This is a genomic window from Pseudonocardia alni (assembly GCF_002813375.1).
In the GTDB taxonomy this organism is placed as follows: Bacteria; Actinomycetota; Actinomycetes; order Mycobacteriales; family Pseudonocardiaceae; genus Pseudonocardia; species Pseudonocardia alni.
In genome coordinates this window covers 5,533,268-5,548,301 of the sequence record NZ_PHUJ01000003.1, presented here as the reverse complement: position 1 = coordinate 5,548,301, position 15,034 = coordinate 5,533,268, and the positions used below count along the sequence as shown (strand labels likewise).

15 protein-coding genes are annotated in these 15,034 nt (G+C 75.4%); 7 read left to right on the top strand and 8 right to left on the bottom strand.

The features are described from left to right. Positions 1–90: 90 nt before the first annotated feature. Genes ATL51_RS27230 through ATL51_RS27205 form a run of 6 tightly spaced genes read right to left on the bottom strand, consistent with a single transcriptional unit; the run spans position 91 to position 6,640 of the window. The gene (locus ATL51_RS27230; RefSeq protein WP_100880344.1) at positions 91–798 is read right to left on the bottom strand and encodes an alpha/beta fold hydrolase; all 708 of its coding nucleotides are present in this window, start codon (positions 796–798) and stop codon (positions 91–93) included. Between the two features lie 3 nt (positions 799–801). Beyond that, positions 802–1,698, bottom strand: coding sequence for a carbohydrate ABC transporter permease (locus ATL51_RS27225; protein WP_062402604.1), 897 nt, complete (start codon positions 1,696–1,698; stop codon positions 802–804). Beyond that, complete coding sequence (locus ATL51_RS27220; RefSeq protein ID WP_073577027.1) at positions 1,695–2,561, bottom strand: carbohydrate ABC transporter permease; 867 nt, start codon at positions 2,559–2,561, stop codon at positions 1,695–1,697. Before ATL51_RS27220 ends, ATL51_RS27225 begins: the two co-directional genes overlap by 4 nt. A gap of 39 nt (positions 2,562–2,600) precedes the next feature. Further along, complete coding sequence (locus ATL51_RS27215; RefSeq protein ID WP_083658873.1) at positions 2,601–3,941, bottom strand: ABC transporter substrate-binding protein; 1,341 nt, start codon at positions 3,939–3,941, stop codon at positions 2,601–2,603. A gap of 6 nt (positions 3,942–3,947) precedes the next feature. Then, positions 3,948–5,267, bottom strand: coding sequence for a histidinol dehydrogenase (hisD, locus tag ATL51_RS27210; RefSeq protein WP_073577029.1), 1,320 nt, complete (start codon positions 5,265–5,267; stop codon positions 3,948–3,950). Between the two features lie 59 nt (positions 5,268–5,326). Beyond that, on the bottom strand, positions 5,327–6,640 hold the full coding sequence (locus ATL51_RS27205) for an ABC transporter substrate-binding protein (protein ID WP_167410060.1): 1,314 nt from the start codon (positions 6,638–6,640) through the stop codon (positions 5,327–5,329). Between the two features lie 106 nt (positions 6,641–6,746). Between ATL51_RS27205 and ATL51_RS27200 the strand changes: the two genes are divergently transcribed. The 5 genes from ATL51_RS27200 to ATL51_RS27180 all read left to right on the top strand — a co-directional run bounded on the left by ATL51_RS27200 (position 6,747) and on the right by ATL51_RS27180 (position 11,774). Further along, positions 6,747–7,727: a C40 family peptidase gene (locus tag ATL51_RS27200; protein WP_100880342.1), complete on the top strand. Its 981-nt coding sequence runs from the start codon at positions 6,747–6,749 to the stop codon at positions 7,725–7,727. 76 nt (positions 7,728–7,803) lie between these two features. Next, a complete protein-coding gene (locus ATL51_RS27195; protein WP_100880971.1) occupies positions 7,804–9,033 on the top strand; it encodes a precorrin-3B synthase in 1,230 nt (409 codons plus the stop codon). Continuing rightward, positions 9,030–9,671, top strand: coding sequence for a precorrin-8X methylmutase (locus ATL51_RS27190; protein ID WP_073577137.1), 642 nt, complete (start codon positions 9,030–9,032; stop codon positions 9,669–9,671). Before ATL51_RS27195 ends, ATL51_RS27190 begins: the two co-directional genes overlap by 4 nt. Before the next feature lie 32 nt (positions 9,672–9,703). Next, a complete protein-coding gene (locus ATL51_RS27185) occupies positions 9,704–11,260 on the top strand; it encodes a precorrin-2 C(20)-methyltransferase (protein WP_100880970.1) in 1,557 nt (518 codons plus the stop codon). A 58-nt stretch (positions 11,261–11,318) separates the two neighbouring features. Then, positions 11,319–11,774: a GNAT family N-acetyltransferase gene (locus tag ATL51_RS27180; RefSeq protein WP_100880341.1), complete on the top strand. Its 456-nt coding sequence runs from the start codon at positions 11,319–11,321 to the stop codon at positions 11,772–11,774. Between the two features lie 36 nt (positions 11,775–11,810). Here the strand turns inward: ATL51_RS27180 and ATL51_RS27175 are convergent, their stop codons facing one another. Then, positions 11,811–12,383 (bottom strand): HAD-IA family hydrolase, encoded by a 573-nt coding sequence (locus tag ATL51_RS27175; RefSeq protein WP_208623082.1) that lies wholly within the window; start codon positions 12,381–12,383, stop codon positions 11,811–11,813. Between the two features lie 55 nt (positions 12,384–12,438). On the opposite strand from ATL51_RS27175, the gene ATL51_RS27170 reads away from it, so the two are divergent. Continuing rightward, positions 12,439–13,455, top strand: a complete 1,017-nt coding sequence (locus ATL51_RS27170; protein ID WP_100880340.1) for an alcohol dehydrogenase catalytic domain-containing protein — start codon at positions 12,439–12,441, stop codon at positions 13,453–13,455. A 104-nt stretch (positions 13,456–13,559) separates the two neighbouring features. Here ATL51_RS27170 and ATL51_RS27165 read toward each other — a convergent pair whose 3' ends face one another. Next, complete coding sequence (locus tag ATL51_RS27165) at positions 13,560–14,315, bottom strand: cobalt-precorrin-6A reductase (RefSeq protein WP_100880339.1); 756 nt, start codon at positions 14,313–14,315, stop codon at positions 13,560–13,562. Positions 14,316–14,333: 18 nt separating this feature from the next. On the opposite strand from ATL51_RS27165, the gene ATL51_RS27160 reads away from it, so the two are divergent. After that, entirely contained in the window at positions 14,334–14,996 is a 663-nt protein-coding gene (locus tag ATL51_RS27160) for a haloacid dehalogenase type II (RefSeq protein WP_100880338.1), read from the top strand. Positions 14,997–15,034 lie beyond the last annotated feature (38 nt).

The window sequence follows — 15,034 nt, the reverse complement described above, 5'->3', positions numbered from 1 at the left end:
GCGCGGGCTTCGGATCAGCGGGTCCCGAGCCCGGTCCGCGCCGTGATCACGAGTTCGCGTGCAGTGCCTGCCCCATCACTGCCGGCCCGATCACTGCCCGCCCATCTCCCGAGCCCGCTCCCGGGCGTGCACCGTGGCCGTCCACCCGGCCACCAGTGTCGCCACGGTGTCCGGGGCCTCGACCGGGAGCAGGTGACCGGCGCCCGGCAGCACGTGCAGCCGGGCGTCCGGCACCAGCCCGGCGATCTCGGTGTGTCGCTCGACCGGGCACAGCCGGTCGAGCGCACCGGCCAGCACCAGGGTCGGCACCGCGACGGCGGGCAGGGCTGGGCGCTCGTCGACGCGGGTGCCCTGCAGCCGCAGCTGGGACGCGAGGCGCCGCTCCCCCGTCTCGTCGGCCATCCGCAGGGCGGTGGCGTCGAGCGACCGGTCGTGCAGCAGCAGCTCCAGGGGCTGCAGGGCGCGGGCGGGGGCGCCGTCGTCGAGCCGCGTGAGCGCCGCGTCCCAGCCGGCGCGCTGTTCGGGGGTCGGCGGGCGGGCGTTGGTCGCCATCAGGCACAGCCCGGCGACCCGGTCCGGGGCCCGCCGGGTCAGCGCCATCGCGACGATGCCCCCCAGGCTGAGCCCGGCGAGGGCGAACCGGGCGGGCAGCGCGTCGAGCAGCGCCTCGACCTGGTCGTCGAGCGTCGGCCGGTCGAGGACCGGGTGCTGCGCCCCGGCCCCCGCCGGGCCCCACAGCCGGGCCGAGCAGTTCATGCCCGGCAGCAGGACCAGCGGCGGGGACGGGACGGCGGGCACCGCTCAGCCCTTGACCGAGCCCGCGCCCAGACCGGCGACGAGGTAGCGCTGGGCGATGAACGCGAACCCGATCACCGGCAGCGTCAGCAGGATCGCGGCGGCGCCGGCCTGCTGCAGCATCGGCAGCGTCTGCCCGAGCTGGGTGGCGATGAAGACCGGGACGGTGCGGGCGACGACGTCGGTGAGCACGTTCGCCGTCAGGTACTCCTGGAACGCGAACAGGAACATGAAGATCCCCGCGGTCAGGATCCCCGGCCCCATCAGCGGCACCATCACCCGCCACAGGATCTGGAAGCGGCTGCAACCGTCGAGCATCGCGGCCTCGTCGAGCTCCTTGGGGATCTCGGCGAAGAAGTTGCGCAGCAGCCAGATCGAGAACGGCTGGTTGATCGCCACGAGTGCCGCGGCGACGGCGAAGGTCGTGTCGTAGATCCCCAGCGAACGCGACAGCTCGTACATCGGCAGCACCACGGCGAACCGGGGCAGCGCGCGGAAGATCAGCGCCGCGATGAGCAGCGCGACCGACACCCAGCCCGGGTAGCGCGACAGCGCGTACGCGGCGGGGATGCCGATCAGCAGCGCGATCACCGTGCTGATCAGCGCGACGACCAGGGTGTTGAGCAGGTACCGGTAGAACTCGGTCGTCTGCCAGAGGTCGACGAACGCGGTGAAGGTGGGCTCCCAGGTGAACACCGGCGGATCGAGGAAGGCGACGTCGGTCGGCTTGGTGACCGACATGGCCGTCCACAGCACCGGGCTCAGCATCACCCAGCAGATCACCAGCAGCAGGCCGCCGACCAGCACGGTCCGCCCGCGTGGGCGGCGGCGGGCCGGGGCGGGGCCGGTGTCGTCGGACGGGCCGGGGGTGGTCGCCGGTGGGGCGGTCTGCACGCTGCTCACTGGCGGGCCTCCTTGGCCATGTCCCGGATGAACGGGGAGAGCAACAGCACGATCAGGACGATGAGCAGCACGTTGATCGCGCTGCCGAGCCCCAGCTGCTGGCCGCCGTCCTGGAAGGCGATGTTGTAGATGTAGAGCATGATCGACTCGTTGCCGATCTGCGGTGCCTGCGGCGAGAGCGGGACGAGTTGGTCGAACGTCCGCAGCACGTCCATGATCGAGATGATCGAGACGAAGGTGAGGACGCCCCGGATGCTCGGCACGATCACGTGCCAGTGCACCCGCCAGCCGGTGGCGCCGTCGATCCGGGCGGCCTCGACGATCTCCCCCGGGACGCCCTGCAGCCCGGCGAGGATCACCAGCATGGCGAACGGCAGCATGAACCAGACCGTGTTGAGACCGATCATCACCCGGTTCGCCCAGGGCTCGGTGAACCAGAGGATCTCGGCCCCGGTGAGCTCGGTGATCAGGTAGTTGACGACGCCGCCGAAGTTGGAGTCGAACAGCCAGGAGAACATCGTCGCGCCGACGACGTTGGGCACGACGTAGGACACCAGGAGCACGCCGAGCACCCAGGGGCGGGACCGGCCGAGCCCGTTGACCAGCACGGCGAGCAGGTAGCCCCCGACCAGCAGGACGGCGACGACGGCGACGGTCAGGCCGACGGTGAACAGCACCGCCCGCCCGAGCCGGGGGTCGGACAGGGCCTGGGTGTAGTTGTCCAGGCCGAGGAAGGTGCCGGGTTCGCCGTAGTTGACCCGCTGCAGGCTCCACTCCACGGTCTTGTAGAGCGGGAACAGCAGCAGGCCGAGCATCACCAGCAGGCTCGGGGAGACCAGTCCCAGGAACTCGCGCCTGCGCATGGTCGCCTCACCTCGCTCTCGTGGGTGGTGGGAAGGGGGTCAGCGCCGGTACTCGGCGACGATCGCGGTCGCGATCTCCTGCATCTGCCGCTGGCCGTCCGGGATCGTCGTCCGGCCGGCCAGCACGTCGGCGACGACCGGGCGGGTCTCGTTGCTGATCCGCGACGTCCACGGGTAGGGCTCCGGTGGGGAGGCCCTGCCGATCGACTCCAGCTGGGCCCGCGCGAACGGGCTGCTGTCCGGGGTCACCATGCCCTCCCGGGCCGGGAACGCGCCGGGCACCGCGGCCCTCGACGACTCCGGCCCGACCGAGGCGGCGACGAGGTGGAACAGCAGGTCCCTGTCGACATCGGTGTTCTCCGGGATCGCCCAGCCGTCGACCGACAGCGTGTTGTAGAGCACGTCGCCGCCGGCCACCGACGGCGGCGGGGCGAACGCGAAGTCCGCGGCGAACCGGCTGTTGTCCGCCTCGGTGAGGTCCTTCATCCGGCCGCTGAACATGATCGCGATCGCGGCCGAGCCGTTGTACATCTGCTGCTGCACCGCGGGCTGGGCGAACGTCGTCACCTGCGGGTCCATGTAGGGCACGAGCGAGCGCAGCTGCTCGAACGCCTCCGCGGCCTGCGGGGTGTCGAAGTTCGGGCGGCCGGTGTGCCGGTCCACGTAGTCGGTGCCCAGCGAGCCCAGCGCGGCGTCGTAGGCGGTGGCGAGGTCCGAGCTCGCCAGCAGCGGCAGCGCCAGCGGGTAGCGGATGCCGCCGTCGCGCTGGATGCGCTCGGAGACCTGCCGCAGCTCGGCGAAGGTGCGCGGCGGCGTCAGCCCGAGCCGGTCGAAGACGTCGCGGCGGTAGGCCATGACGAACATCTGGGCCTGCATCGGGATGCCGTAGAGGGTGCCGTCGTAGGACATCGCCTCGCGCATCGCCGGGTTGAGCCGGTCCAGGTCGAACTGCGCGCCGTAGCGGGCCACCAGGTCGTCGAGCGGGTGGAGCTTGCCGGTCGAGGCCTGCTGCGGGACGACGAAGCCGTAGGTCTCGAGGATGTCGTAGGTGCCGAAGCGGCCGGCCAGTGTCGCGATCGTCTTCTGGGCCTGGCCCGCGTAGTCGATCGGCTCGTGGTGCAGCGTGACCCCGTCGCGCGAGCAGCTGCGCACCATCGAGTTGGTGAACGGGTCGATCGCCGAGGAGTTGTAGGCCAGGACGTTCACGTCCACCGGCGACGGTGGCGGTGGGAAGTCGCACGGGACGAGCGTGGCGGTGGCGGCGGGGGTCCGCGACCCGGCGCCGCATCCGGCCAGCAGCAGCACCACGGCGAGCCCCAGCGCCACCACGAGCGGGCGGCTGCCACGGCCCGCCGACCCACCTCCGACATACATACGCATGCGCGATCAGTCCCGGAGTGCGTCGAGCCGGATGCGGGCGCTGTCGCGGTGCCCGACGAGCTGCTCGAAGTCGGACACGGTCACGGTCGGCTCGGCCTGGGCGCGGGTCGCCTCGCGGGTCGCCCGCTGGTAGGTCAGCTGCTTGAGGAACCCGGCCACCGACAGTCCGCCGGTGTAGCGCGCGCCCCGGGTCGTCGGCAAGACGTGGTTGGTGCCGGACATGCCCTTGTCGGCGTAGGCCACCGTCGAGTGCGGACCGAGGAACAGCGATCCGTAGTTGCGCAGCCGGCCCAGCCACCAGTCGAGGTCCTCGGCGATCACCTCGAGGTGCTCCGGAGCGAGGGTGTCCATGACCCGGGCGACCGTCTCCCGGTCCGGTGCCAGGTAGACCGTGCCGTGGTCGCGCCAGGCCGCCCCGGCGATCGGGGCGGTCGCCAGGCCCGCGAGCTGCTTCTCGATCTCCTGCGGCACCTCCTCGGCCAGCCGCCCGGAGGTCGTGACCAGGGATGCGGGCGAGGTCGGCCCGTGCTCGGCCTGGGCCAGCAGGTCCGCGGCGACGGTCGCGGCGTCGGCGGTGTCGTCGGCGATCACGGCGACCTCCGACGGCCCGGCCAGCACGTCGATGCCCACCTGCCCGTAGAGCTGGCGCTTGGCCTCGGCCACGTAGGCGTTGCCGGCGCCGACGATCATGTCCGAGGGCGTCCCGTCGAGCAGCCCGAACGCCATGGCCGCGAGCGCCTGCACACCGCCGACGGCGTAGACCGCGTCGGCACCGCTGATGTGCGCCGCGTAGAGCACGGCCGGGTGCGGGCGGCCGTCGCGCGAGGGCGGGGTGGCCGCGACGATGTTCGGCACGCCCGCGACCCCGGCCACGCCGACGGTCATGAACGCGCCGGCCAGCAGCGGGAACCGGCCCGCGGGGAGGTAGGCACCGACGTTCTGCACGGGAACCAGGCGCTGTCCGCACACGACCCCGGGCAGCACCTCGGACTCGAAGTCCTGCAGCCGCGCCCGCTGCATCCCGGCGAACCGGCGGGTCCGGTCGGCGCCCGCGTCGAGCGCCGAACGCAGGTCCGCGGGCAGCTCGTCCCCGGCCCGGGCGAGCTCGGCGGGACCGACGAGCAGGTCGGAGCCGGTGAACCCGTCGAGGTCACGGGCGTAGCGCAGCACGGCGTCCATCCCGTCCGCGGAGATGGTGCGCAGCATCTCCGAGACGGTGGCGACCACGGCCGGGTCGCGCAGGTCTGCGCTGTCGGCGACGGCCGGCGCCTTCGCCACGGTGACGGGTGAGCCGATCCGCCGCATGTCCGCTTCAGTGAGGTGCATACGCATACACTAGAAGTCGCGGGCCGGACCTGACAAGGGCCGGACGACGTCCGGGCGGCTCAGCCCACCTCCCGGTACTCGGCGACGATCGCCGTCGCGATGTCCTGCATCCGCTGCTGCCCCTGCTCCACGGGGACCCGCCCGGCCAGCACGTCGGCCACCACCGGACGCGTCGCGACCGAGATGCGCGAGGTCCACGGGAAGGGCTCGGGCGGCGGGGCCTTCCCCAGCGCCTCCAGCTGCGCCGGCGCGAACGGGCTGCTGGCCGGCGTCACGCTGCCCAGCCGCGACGGGAACGCCGCCGGCACCGCCGCGCGCGCCGACTCCGGCCCCACCGACGCGGCCAGGAACCGGAACAGCAGGTCCGGGTCGACCTCGGTGTTGGCCGGGATCGCCCAGCCGTCGACCGACAGCGAGTTGTAGAGCACGTCGCCACCGGCGACCGACGGCGGCGGGGCGAACGCGAACTCCCGGGAGAAGCGGCTGTTGCGCTCCTGGACCAGGTCGAACATCCGGCCGCTGTACATGATCGCGATCGCGGCCGAGCCGTTGTACATCTGCTGCTGCACCGCGGGCTGGGCGAACGTCGTCACCTGCGGGTCCATGAACGGCAGCAGCGACCGCAGCTCGGTGAACGCCCGCGCCGCCGCCGGGGTCGTGAAGTTCGGGCGGCCGGTGTCGCGGTCGACGTAGTCGGTGCCGAGCGAGCCGAGGGCGGCGTCGTAGGCGGTGGCGATGTCGGCGCTCGCGAGCAGCGGCAGCGCCAGCGGGTAGCGGATCCCGCCGTCGCGCTGCACCCGGGCCGCGACCTCGCGCAGCTCGGCGAAGGTCCGGGGTGGGGCCAGGCCGAGCCGGTCGAACACGTCGCGGCGGTAGACGAGCGTGAACGGCTGGGCCATGGTCGGCAGCCCGTAGAGCTTCCCGTCGTAGGACAGCGCCGCCAGCATCTCCGGGCTCAGCCGGTCCAGGCCGTACTCCTCGCGGTACCGGGCGACGAGGTCGTCGAGCGGGCGCAGCTTCCCGGTCGAGGCGAACTGCGGCACGACCAGCCCGTAGGTCTCGACGATGTCGTAGGTGCCGTAGCGCCCGGACAGCGTCGCGATGGTCTTCTGGGTCTGCCCGGCGAAGTCGATCGGCTCGTGGCGCAGCGTCACGCCGTCCCTCGAGCAGCTGCGGACCATCGTGTTCGTGAACGGGTCGACGGCCGAGGAGTTGTAGGCCAGCACCCGCACGTCGAGGCCCTGTGCGGGCGGCGGGAACCCGCACGGCACGAGTGTCGCCGTCGCGGCCGGGGTGCGTGAGCCCGCGCCGCAGCCGGCCAGGAACAGGGCCAGCACCGTCACGACGGCCGCGGTGATCCGGTGGGGGCGCACCGCACCATGAGAACCCACCCGTGTGGGCGGGGCCACTCCACCCGTCGTGGTGACCCGGCGGTGTGGCTGCTTGCCCCGGCCCATCCGGCTGTCGAGAGTCCCCGCCGTGCCCCGTGTCCTGTCCGTCCTGTTCGCCGCGGTGCTCGGCTGCGCCGTCCTGCCCGCGGTCGCCCTGCCCGCGGCCGCCGACGGACCGGGGCGCACGTTCGTCGCCGTGTCGGTCGCGACCGTGTGGACCTCACCGGACAGCCCGCGCCCGCGGGACCGGGCCGCCGTCGCCGCCCCGGCCGACCCGGCCGCGTGGATGGGGTCGATGAGCAGCGCGGACCGCCGCGAGCTCACCACCGCCTCGCGGACCCAGACCCAGGCGCTGCTCGGCGCCCCGGTGACCGTGACCGAGCGCCGCGACGGGTGGGCGCGGGTCGTCGTTCCCGGCCAGCCGTCGGGCAAGGACGGCCGCGGCTACCCCGGCTGGGTCCCCGCGGCCCAGCTCGTCGACGACCCCGCGTTCGGTGCACTCGCCGCGGGGGCACCCACCGGCACCGTCGACGGCGTCGCGACGGCCTGGCTGTACCGCGACCCGGCACGCACCGAGCGGCTGCGCGAGGTCAGCGTCGGCACCCGGCTGCCGGTCGTCGGCGAGGCGGGCGACGCGGTCCGGGTCGCGCTGCCCGGCGGCGACCAGGCGTGGCTGGCGGCGGGTGAGCTGCGCGGAGGGGCCCCGCCCTCCCCGACCGGAGAGGGTCTGGTCACGACGGCGCGACTGTTCCTGGACCGCCCCTACCTGTGGGGCGGGCGTTCCGGGTTCGGCCCGGACTGCTCGGGGCTGACCGGGCTGTCCTACGCCCTGCACGGGATCACCGTCGGGCGCGACGCCTCCGACCAGTCCCGCGGCGGGCGCCCGGTCGACGACCCCGCCGACCTGCGTCCCGGTGACCTGCTGTTCTGGAACTCCCCGGCGACGCACGTCGCGATGTACGCCGGCGACGGCACGATGATCGAGGCCTTCGACGCGGCCACCCCCGTCCGGGTGACCCCGGTGCGGTTCGACGCGACCTACTCCGGTGCCCGCCGGTACCTGCCGTGACCTGAACACCTGACGAGGTGTGACCGCCGCCCCGGGCGGGTCCCCCCACCGGTCGCGGATGCCTACAGTGTCCGGCGTGCCGTCGCCGACCACCCGTACCCGCGCCGACGCCTGCCCCGGCGTCGTCTCGCCGCACGCGGCGGCGGACGGGGCCCTGGCGCGGGTCCGGCTTCCCGGCGGGACGGTCAGCGCGGCGGCGCTGCGTGCGGTCGCGGCGCTGGCCCGCGACGCCGGCGACGGCGCCGTCCACCTGACCTCGCGCGGGAACCTGCAGCTGCGCGGCCTCGACCCGGCCGACCCACGCCCGGTGGAGCGGCTGACGGCGGCCGGGCTGCTGCCGTCGACGACCCACGAGCGGGTCCGCAACGTGCTGGCCTCCCCGCTGTCGGGGATCGACGGCGGCCTCGCCGACGTCCGCGGCCTGGCCACCGCGCTCGACCGCGGCCTGTGCGCGCGCCCCACGCTGTCGGCGCTGCCCGGCCGGTTCCTGTTCGCCCTCGACGACGGCCGCGGCGACGTCGCCGCCGAGCGTCCCGACCTGTGCTGGCGGGCGCGGGGCTCCGACGAGGGCGAGCTGGTCGTGGCGGGCGCCGCGACCGGCCTCTCCTGTCCCCCCGCCGAGGCCCCCGTGCTGCTGCTCGACGCGGCCGCGGCGTTCCTCGACCTGCGGGCCGCCCACAGCGCCGACCCGGCCGCGCGGGCCTGGCGCGCCGCGGAGCTGCCCGGGGCCGCGACCGGGATCCCGGCCCGGCTCTCCGGCCGCAGGACGATGCCCGCGCCGGGACCCGGAGCCCGGTCCGCGGGCGACACCGGTGGTCGATCAGCACGTTCCCGCCGCGCGGAGGGCGGGAACGTGCTCGTCGGCGTGTCCGACGGCGGAGCACTGGGCGTCGCGCCCCTGCTCGGGCAGCTCTCGGCCGCGCAGCTCGACGTGCTGGCCGGTGAGGCCCCGGGGCTGCTGGTCACCCCGTGGCGCACCCTCGTGCTGCCCACCCCGGCAGCCGGTGCCGCCGACCGGCTGGCCGGGGCGGGACTCGTCGTCGACCCCGGGCACCCCGCGCTGCGGGTGAGCGCCTGCGCCGGATCGCCGGGCTGCGCGAAGTCGCTGGCCGACGTGCGTGCCCATGCTCTCGACCTGATCGGCCGGGGCGGCCCGCGGACGGGCGCGGGGCCGGACATGCTGCACGTCGTCGGCTGCGCCCGCCGCTGCGGCGCCCCGCACACCGCGCACCGCGACGCCGTGGCCATCGGGCCGGGCACCTACGTCATCGACGGACACACGATCACGACCGAGGAGCTCCGCTGAGCGGGTACGACTACATCACCGACGGCAACGAGATCTACCGCCGCTCGTTCGCGACGATCCGCGCGGAGACCGACCTCTCCGGGCTCCCGCCCGGCGTCGACGACATCGCCGTCCGCATGATCCATGCCTGCGGCCAGGTCGACCTCGTCGACGACATCGCCGCCTCCGACGGCGTCGTCGCGGCCGCACGCGCCGCGCTGCGGGCCGGTGCCCCGATCCTGTGCGACGCGATGATGGTCGCCTCCGGGGTGACCGCCGCCCGGCTGCCCGCGGACAACGAGGTGCTCTGCCTGCTGCGCGACGCCCGGGTGCCCGACCACGCGCGGCGGATCGGCAACACCCGGTCCGCGGCCGCGCTGGAGCTGCTCGCCGACCGCTTCGAGGGCGCGGTGCTCGCGATCGGGAACGCCCCGACCGCGCTGTTCCACGTGCTGGACCTCATCGACCGCGGCGACGCACCCCGCCCGGCCGCGGTCATCGGCATCCCGGTGGGGTTCATCGGCGCCGCCGAGTCCAAGGCCGCCCTCGCCGAGCGGACCGACCTGGAGCACCTCGTCGTCCACGGCCGTCGTGGCGGGTCGGCGATCACCGCGGCGGCGCTGAACGCGCTGGCCCACGAGCAGGAGATCATCGCGTGAACGAGCGTGCGAGTGCCGCGCAGCAGCACAGCGTGACAGGCACCCTCTACGGCGTCGGCCTCGGTCCGGGCGACCCCGAGCTGACCACGATCAAGGCCGCCCGGCTCGTCCGCGACGCCGACGTGATCGCCTACCACTCGGCCCGGCACGGCCGCTCAATCGCGCGCCGGATCGCCGAACCGCACCTGTCGGGCACCGCGATCGAGGAGGCGCTGGTCTACCCGGTCACCACCGAGGCCACCGACCACCCCGGCGGCTACCAGGGTGCGATCGACGCGTTCTACACCGAGGCCGCCGCCCGGCTCGCCGCGCACCTCGACGCGGGCCGCGACGTCGTGCTGCTCGCCGAGGGCGACCCGCTCTTCTACGGCTCCTACATGCACATGCACAAGCGGCTGGCCGGGCGCTACCCGACCGAGGTCGTCCCGGGCGTCACCTCGATCAGCGGCGCCGCCGCGGCGATCGGGCAGCCGCTGGTGGAGCGCGACGAGGTGCTCACCGTGCTGCCGGGCACGCTGCCCCGCGAGGAGCTCGCAAGGCGGCTCGCGGGCACCGACTCGGCGGCGGTGATGAAGCTCGGGCGCACCTTCACCACGGTCCGCGGGGCGATGGCCGACGCCGGCGTGCTCGACCGGGCCCGCTACGTCGAGCGGGCCACGATGGAGGGCCAGCGGACCGGCTCGCTGTCCGACGTGGATCCCTCGGACGTGCCCTACTTCGCGATCGCCCTGGTCCCCGGTGAGGTCGCCGCCTCGGTGCCCGAGGAGGCCGTCGGGTCCGTCGCGGAGCCCGGAGGCGCGGCGGCCGAGGAGCGGTCGGTGCGCGGGCCGGGTGAGGTCGTCGTGGTCGGGACCGGTCCCGCCGGGCGGGACTGGCTGACCCCGCAGGTCGCCCGCGCCCTGTCGGAGGTGGACGACCTCGTCGGCTACGGCCCCTACCTGGACCGGGTGCCGCCGAACCCGCGTCAGACCCGGCACGCCTCGGACAACAAGGTCGAGTCCGAGCGGGCGGCGCACGCGCTGGACCTGGCCGCCTCGGGGCGGCGGGTCGCGGTCGTCTCCGCCGGGGACCCGGGGGTGTTCGCGATGGCGACCGCGGTGCTGGAGGTGGCGGCGGAGCCGAAGTACCACGACGTCCCGGTCCGGGTGCTGCCCGGCATGTCCGCGGCGCAGGCCGTGGCGGCCGCCGTCGGTGCCCCGCTGGGGCACGACCACGCCCTGATCTCGTTGTCCGACCGGCTCAAACCGTGGGACGTGGTCGCGGACCGGCTGCGTGCCGTGGCCGCGGCGGACCTGGCGATCGCGATCTACAACCCGCGCTCGAAGGCCCGGCCGTGGCAGGTCGGCGCGGCCCGTGACGTGCTGCTGGAGCACCGTGCACCGGAGACCCCGGTGGTGCTGGGCCGCGACGTCGGCGGCGCCGGGCAGCGGATCGTCGTCACCACGCTGGGCGAGCTGGACCCGGAGCAGGTCGACATGCGCACCCTGGTGGTGGTCGGCTCGTCGACGACCCGGTCGGTCGAGCGCGGCGGCGCGACCGTCGTGTTCACGCCCCGGCACTACGGCCCCGGCGGCACGACGACCGACTGACCACATCCGCCGGTTGTCGACATCCTGACGGATGCCGGTTCCGCGCTAGCGTCACGCCGTGCAACTGCAGGTGCGGCGCTTCGGGCCCGACGACTGGGAGCCGGCCCGCGCAGCCCGGCTCGCCTCGGTACGGGACGGCTTCGGTGAGGACAGCGACTTCTACCGCGAGCAGGCGGCCATGGAACCGGCCGCCTGGCGGGCGGTCCTGGCCGAGCACGTCCGTTTCGGCGCCTTCGACGGCGACCGGCCGGTCGGCACCGCCTGCTGGCGGACCGGTGACGACGGCGACGGGCAGCTCTACGGCATGTGGGTCCATCCCGACGCGCGCGGGACCGGGCTGGCCGACGCGCTCGTCGACGCCGTCGTCGCGGCCGCGCGCGAACTCGGCTCGGCCACCCTGTCGCTGAAGGTGGAGCCGGGCAACGCCCGGGCGATCGCCTTCTACGTCCGTACCGGGTTCGTCGCCGACGGCGACCCCGGCCCGGGGCTGGTCGTCATGACCCGCCCGGTCTGACCGCGGCGGCGAGCCCCAGCAGGGCCGTCAGCCCGGTCAGGCCGGCGGGCCGCAGGTCCCCGTCGAGGCCCCGCAGCGCCGCGGTCGCCGCGCCGGCGGCCCGGCCGCGGCGAGCCCGGCCTCGGCGTCCTCCACGACCAGGCAGGCGGCCGGGTCCACCCCGAGCGCGGCCGCGGCGGCGCGGTAGCCCTCCGGGTCCGGCTTGCCGTGCCGCACGTCGTCGCGGGCGACGAGCACCGGCGCGACGATCCCGGCGGCGCCGAGGCGGGCGGCGGCGAGCCGCCGGTCGGCGCTGGTCACGACGGCCCACGGGACCCGCGCCGCGTCGAGGGCGGCGAGCAGGGCGTGTGCCCCGGGCAGCGCGTCGACGTCGTCGAGGTCGTCGTACTGCAGCTCCAGCTGGCGGGCCGCGGCGGCGTCGAGTGCCGCGCCGGACAGGTCCGGGCGCAGCAGCCGGATCGTGCCGTCGCTGGGCACCCCGTGCGCGACGCGGACCAGGTCGGCCCCGGCGACGCCGTACTCGCGCGCCCAGGCGGCCCAGGAGCGGGCGACCGCGGCGTCGGACCCGACCAGCGTGCCGTCCATGTCGAACAGGATCGCGGCGTACACACCGCACCTCCCTTTCCCTCGGATGGCGAGCCTATCGGCCTGGGAGGATCGCCCCATGCGAGCAGTACGGATCACCGCGTTCGGCGCACCGCCCGAGGTCGTGGACCTGCCGGACCCCACCCCGCCCGTGGGTGGGGTGGTCGTGCGGGTGGAGGCGACCGGGCTGTGCGCCAGCGACCGGTTCGCCTGGGCCGGGCACGACGATGACGTGACGCTCCCCCACGTGCCCGGCCACGAACTGGTCGGGCGCGTGGTCGCGACCGGCGCCGGGGTCACCCGGTTCCGGGCCGGTGACCGGGTCACGACGCCGTTCGTCTGCGGCTGCGGTGTCTGCCCGGACTGCCGGGCGGGCCGCGCGCAGGTCTGCCCGCACCAGCAGCAACCCGGGTTCACCCACGACGGGTCCTTCGCCGAGCTCGTCGCGCTGCACCACGCCGACCACAACCTGGTGCCGGTCCCCGACGACGCCGACGCCGCCGGCGCCGCACTGCTCGGCTGCCGGGTCGCCACCGCACACCGGGCGCTCGTCGGGCGCGGCGGACTGACCTCCGGGGAGCGGGTCCTCGTGCTCGGAGCGGGCGGGGTCGGGCTGGCCGCGGTGCTGATCGCGTCGGCGCTGGGCGCCGAGGCGGTCGTCGCGGACCCCTCGCCCGCGGCGCGGGACCGGGCGGTCGGGCTGGGCGCGGTCGCGGCGGTGGACACCGCGGACGGCCCGGACGCGGTGCGCGAGGCCGTCGGCGAGGGCGGCGCCCGCCTCGCGGTGGAGGCCGCGGGCCGCGCGGACGCCCTGGACCTCGGGGTCCGGTCGCTGCGCAGGCAGGGAACGCTCGTGCAGGTCGGTCTGCTCACCCGGGAGCCGGTGGTGCCGGTGCCGCTGATGATCGCGCACGAGCTGACCGTCACCGGCAGCCACGGGATGGCCGCAGCGGACTACCCGGAGCTGATGGCACTCGTCGCCGACGGGCGGCTCGACCCGGGCCGGCTGGTCACCCGGCGGACCGGGCTGGACGCGCTCGCCGGGGCGCTGGCCGCGGCTCCCGAGCCGGGCGGGATCCTCGTCGGTCTGCCCTGAGACCCGGCCGCGGACCGCTCGGCCCTCCCGGTGGAGCCGGCTGTGCCCTCCCGACTGGCGACGCGCACCGTCGTCCGCCGGACGGGCGACCGGTCCCCTGGTGATCAGTCCCCGAGCAGCCGGGCCAGCGCCGCGTCCACCGTGGGCTCCACCGCGACCCCGCCGGGCAGCGGCGGCCGGTCGACGACGAGGACCGGCACCCCGCGCTCCCGGGCCGCGGTGAGCTTCGGCGCGGTCGCCGCACCGCCGGAGTCCTTGGTGACCAGCACGTGCGGGACCACGGCCTCGAACAGGGCGCGCTCGCCGTCGAGGGCGAACGGGCCCCGGTCGAGCAGCAGCTCGTGCCGGGCGGGCAGCGGGCCGTCGGGCGGGTCGACCGCACGGATCCAGAACGCCGCGTCGACAGCCGCGAAGTGCGCCAGTCCCCCGCGGCCGGTCGTCAGCAGGACCCGCCCGGCCGGGCCGGGGAGCAGGCCGGGCAGCGCGGCCGCGGCGGCGGCGACCGAGGCGACCCGGTGCCACCGGTCCCCCGGCGCGGGCGACCAGCCCGGCCGGCGCAGCACGACCAGCGGCACCCCCGTCCCCGCGCAGGCGGCGGCCGCGTTCGCGGTCATCGTCGAGGCGAACGGATGGGTGGCGTCGAGCACCGCCGCGACCCGCTCGGCGCGCAGGTGCGCGGCCAGCCCCTCGGCACCGCCGAACCCACCGATGCGGACCTCGCCGTCGGGCAGGGCCGGGCTGCGCACCGCCCCGGCCAGGGACGACACGACCCGGACATCGTCCCGGCCTGCCAGCGCGGCGGCCGCGGCCCGGCCCTCGGTCGTTCCTCCGAGGACCAGCACCGTGCGGGGAGCGCTCACACCTGTGAGGGTAGGGGGATGGCGATCACGACCGTGGTGTTCGACGTCAACGAGACCCTGTCGGACCTGACCCCGATGGGGGCCCGGTTCGCCGCGCTGGGCGCTCCGGAGGGGCTCGGGCCGCTGTGGTTCGCCGCGACCCTGCGCGAGGGCATGGCGCAGGCCGCCGGTGGGGAGCTGACGCCCTTCGCCGAGCTGGCGAGGGCGACCGCGGCCGGGCTGCTGCGCCGGCACGGGGTCGCCGACCCCGACGCGGGCGCGCGGCACGTCGTCGACGGGTTCCTGGAGCTGCCGGTGCACGACGACGTCCACGGCGGGGTCGCGGCACTGCGGTCCGCGGGGCTGCGGCTGGTGACGCTGTCGAACGGCGCCGCGTCGGTGGCCGAGCGGCTGCTCGGCGACCACGGCCTGCGCGAGCAGTTCGACGCGGTGCTGTCGGTGGAGGACGCCGGGATCTGGAAGCCGGCTCCCGCCTCCTACGCGTATGCGCTGCGGACCTGCGGGGTCGACGCGGCCGAGTCGGTGATGGTCGCGGTGCACCCGTGGGACCTCCACGGCGCCGCCCGGGCCGGAATGGCGACGGCCTGGCTGGACCGCCACGGCGACACCTGGCCCGGGTACCTCAGCCCACCGACCTTCACCGTCGGCGCGCTGCCCGAGCTGGCCGGCCACCTGGCCTGAGCCCGCCGGGACGCCGGGAGCGGTGCCGTCCGGCCCGC

Excerpts from the sequence above, each read along its gene's own strand:
- ATL51_RS27160 (WP_100880338.1), top strand. The coding sequence starts at position 14,334 with ATGGCGATCACGACCGTGGTGTTCGACGTCAACGAGACCCTGTCGGAC.
- ATL51_RS27170 (WP_100880340.1), top strand. The coding sequence starts at position 12,439 with ATGCGAGCAGTACGGATCACCGCGTTCGGCGCACCGCCCGAGGTCGTG.
- ATL51_RS27220 (WP_073577027.1), bottom strand. The coding sequence starts at position 2,561 with ATGCGCAGGCGCGAGTTCCTGGGACTGGTCTCCCCGAGCCTGCTGGTG.
- hisD (WP_073577029.1), bottom strand. The coding sequence starts at position 5,267 with ATGCACCTCACTGAAGCGGACATGCGGCGGATCGGCTCACCCGTCACC.
- ATL51_RS27215 (WP_083658873.1), bottom strand. The coding sequence starts at position 3,941 with ATGCGTATGTATGTCGGAGGTGGGTCGGCGGGCCGTGGCAGCCGCCCG.